Source organism: Microcystis sp. LE19-10.1B, assembly GCF_027530565.1.
GTDB classification, from domain to species: Bacteria; Cyanobacteriota; Cyanobacteriia; order Cyanobacteriales; family Microcystaceae; genus Microcystis; species Microcystis aeruginosa.
In genome coordinates this window covers 1-2,677 of record NZ_JAPZQM010000590.1, presented here as the reverse complement: position 1 = coordinate 2,677, position 2,677 = coordinate 1, and the positions used below count along the sequence as shown (strand labels likewise).

General features: G+C 44.6%; 3 protein-coding genes. 2 read left to right on the top strand and 1 reads right to left on the bottom strand.

What is annotated here, in order from left to right; all coding sequences use genetic code 11:
- Positions 1 to 46 precede the first annotated feature (46 nt).
- Positions 47 to 841 (top strand): CPBP family intramembrane glutamic endopeptidase, encoded by a 795-nt coding sequence (locus tag O9332_RS21400; protein WP_002759726.1) that lies wholly within the window; start codon positions 47 to 49, stop codon positions 839 to 841.
- Here the strand turns inward: O9332_RS21400 and O9332_RS21395 are convergent.
- Entirely contained in the window at positions 824 to 1,621 is a 798-nt protein-coding gene (locus O9332_RS21395) for a Tab2/Atab2 family RNA-binding protein (RefSeq protein WP_288027313.1), read from the bottom strand. The two genes, O9332_RS21400 and O9332_RS21395, sit on opposite strands and share 18 nt — an antisense overlap.
- A gap of 150 nt (positions 1,622 to 1,771) precedes the next feature.
- On the opposite strand from O9332_RS21395, the gene rimM reads away from it, so the two are divergent.
- A complete protein-coding gene (rimM, locus tag O9332_RS21390) occupies positions 1,772 to 2,350 on the top strand; it encodes a ribosome maturation factor RimM (protein ID WP_002759724.1) in 579 nt (192 codons plus the stop codon).
- Positions 2,351 to 2,677: the final 327 nt, after the last annotated feature.

Below are 2,677 nucleotides of genomic sequence, written 5' to 3'. Positions count from 1 at the left end.
GGCGGGAAAGCGAGCAAAACCCCACTTCCGTAACACCTAATTGACAATGGAGATTGCCGCCTTAATAAAAATTATTATTTTCCTGTTAGCCTGGTTAATTCTCTGGCTGCCGATTGCCATTGGTTTAGGGAGTCGTTTGGGATGGCAACCGCTGCAAGGGACAAAACCTGACCAGAAATTGCCCCTAGTGGCCTCTCTTTACGCCTTGGCTCCCTTAGTTATCTGGGGATTATTGAAGATAGAGGGGAGCAGCCTCCATAATTACGGATTAATTTGGTCATTTTCCCTATTTATCTCCCTAACTAAAGGATTAATCCTGGCAGTGGTGGGATTAGGGATAATTTTTTTCCTAGAGGGGATTTTGACATGGGTACATTGGCAGCCCAAAAACCTCACTCGCGCTTTTTCCTTGAGTTTACCCCTGTTGATAGTGGCTCTCTGGGTGGGTATTACCGAGGAATTAATCTTTCGGGGCATCTTTTTGAGCCAATTAAGCCAAGAATACGGTTTTTGGGTGGCGGGAGCCATTTCTAGCCTAATTTTTGCCCTGCTGCACCTGCTTTGGGACCGTCAGCAAACGCTGCCGCAACTACCCGGTTTATTTCTGATGGGGATGGTTCTGGTCTGGGCGCGGGCGATCGATCATGGTAGTTTAGGATTAGCTTGGGGACTTCATAGCGGTTGGGTGTGGGGATTAGCTTTGCTAGACAGTGCCGAATTGATGTCTTACAGCGATTCTGGGTTAGTTTGGGTCAAAGGTATCTATAACCAACCTTTAGCGGGTTTAGCGGGTATTCTTTGCCTCTTGGGGACAGCTTGGGGGTTAAACTTGTTTCAGTAGCCAAAAGCCGGTAAAAGTGCGACCAGAATCATCCGGTTGTATCAGGAGAAAGTGCAAACCTTGGCTTTCCTGTTTGGTTGCTTGATAAACATTGGCTGCCAGGGCCACTTCTTCATCTTCGTAGGTCAGAAAAATCCAACGTTCATTTAGACCCGATTCCAAGACTAAACCGCCCGATCGCCCCCTTTCTGTGGGAATATGATCGATAAATACCGGGTTAATTTCCTCTAACCAACGAGCGATGGCAAGAGATTTTTTACCACCGGTAATAACCACGCCGGGGATCATGAGAGTGGAGGCTAAACCTAATTTTAAAGGAGAAAAGGCTTCTGGTAGGGAAAGAATCGGTATTCTGCGATCGCCAAAAAAGTTAACTAAATCAACGGCGGGAAAGCGAGCAAAACGCCACTCTTGACCTAAAAATTGGTCTGGTAGGGGTTGCGGTGGAGGAGAGTCGATATTTATGGGGATTTGCCGCAATTCTAGCTGTTTTTTCAGAGCGTTAACGTGACGGGTTAACTCAATTTTGATCTGTAAATTCTGACCAGCGAGGAGAAATAAATTGGCGCATTGGGGGCGAAAAACTTGGATAATTTCCGGAGGGGAGACTTGACAAGCTTGCTGTAACTGTTGGGTTAACCAGTCGCTATTAGCTTGGGATTGGGGACAGGAATTTTCATAGATAAGATGACCAAGAGAATCGGAAATTAACAATTGCCAGACTGTCTCAAGAGGTGAAGAAGATGAAGATTTATAAAAATCCGCTTGCCAAATAGTCATAATTTAGTCAAAAGTCACCAGTAAAAAGTCAAAAAATGGTCAGGAGTAGAGGTCAACTAAAAATTTTAGCTTACCAAGACTTTTAAAATCTAGGAGCGAGACAAAAAAGGCTATATACTAGGGAAAGCTATAGCAAAAAATATCGAGACAATGGAAGAAAATTGGCTAGAAATTGGGACAATAGTAGCACCCCAGGGACTGGAGGGAGAATTGCGAGTTTTATCGGTATCAGATTTTCCCGAACGTTTTCAGAAGCGAGGGATGAGGGGAATACAAGGACCCCAGGGGGGAGAAATCCGAGAAATTACTCTGCTCAGGGGACGTGAGCTACCGGGCAAAAATGTTTATGTTATCAAGTTAGAGGGGGTTGAAAATCGGGAACAAGCCGAAGCTTTGCGCGGATATAAATTATGGGCGAATAAACTAGAAAAACCTCGCCTAAAAGCGGATGAATATCATGTTAGTGAGCTAGTAAACTTAGAGGTTTATCATCACCTGACAGGAGAAAAAATCGGGGTTGTAGTAGATATTTTGTGGGCGGGTAATGACATTTTAGCAGTGCAACTAGAAGCAAATCTAGCCTCCGTCAAGAAAAAAAGTCCATCCTCCGACTCAGAGGCCAGGGCCTTGGTCCCCTTCGTCAAAGAAATTGTTCCACTGGTGGATCTGAAAGCGGCACGCATCGAGATTGCGCCACCACCGGGGTTATTAGAGATCAATTTATCCTAGTGGGACTTAAACGATCAACAAGAGTATAATAGAGTATAATCGTTATAGAGTAAGCACTTGACGTTGAGAGAGCAGCGATGAAAGAGACAACCCCAGTCGCGATGCCTCCCTGCTTTCACCGATGGTGTGGACGTTTTGACAACTGCTTCAAGAGCGAAGCGCAAAAAAATGGGTTCAGACAGTATTTAGGGTTTGCTGAATAAATATAAAAACCTTGTTGGATAAGGCTTTTAGACTTTTTTTCCCTGAAAAAGTGCCTACCATTGGAGTGATTGGGGGGAAAATTTAGGGATTTTTTCCCTGAAAATTAGGTAATTGACCACCTGA

Excerpts from the sequence above, each read along its gene's own strand:
- O9332_RS21400 (WP_002759726.1), top strand. The coding sequence starts at position 47 with ATGGAGATTGCCGCCTTAATAAAAATTATTATTTTCCTGTTAGCCTGG.
- O9332_RS21395 (WP_288027313.1), bottom strand. The coding sequence starts at position 1,621 with ATGACTATTTGGCAAGCGGATTTTTATAAATCTTCATCTTCTTCACCT.
- rimM (WP_002759724.1), top strand. The coding sequence starts at position 1,772 with ATGGAAGAAAATTGGCTAGAAATTGGGACAATAGTAGCACCCCAGGGA.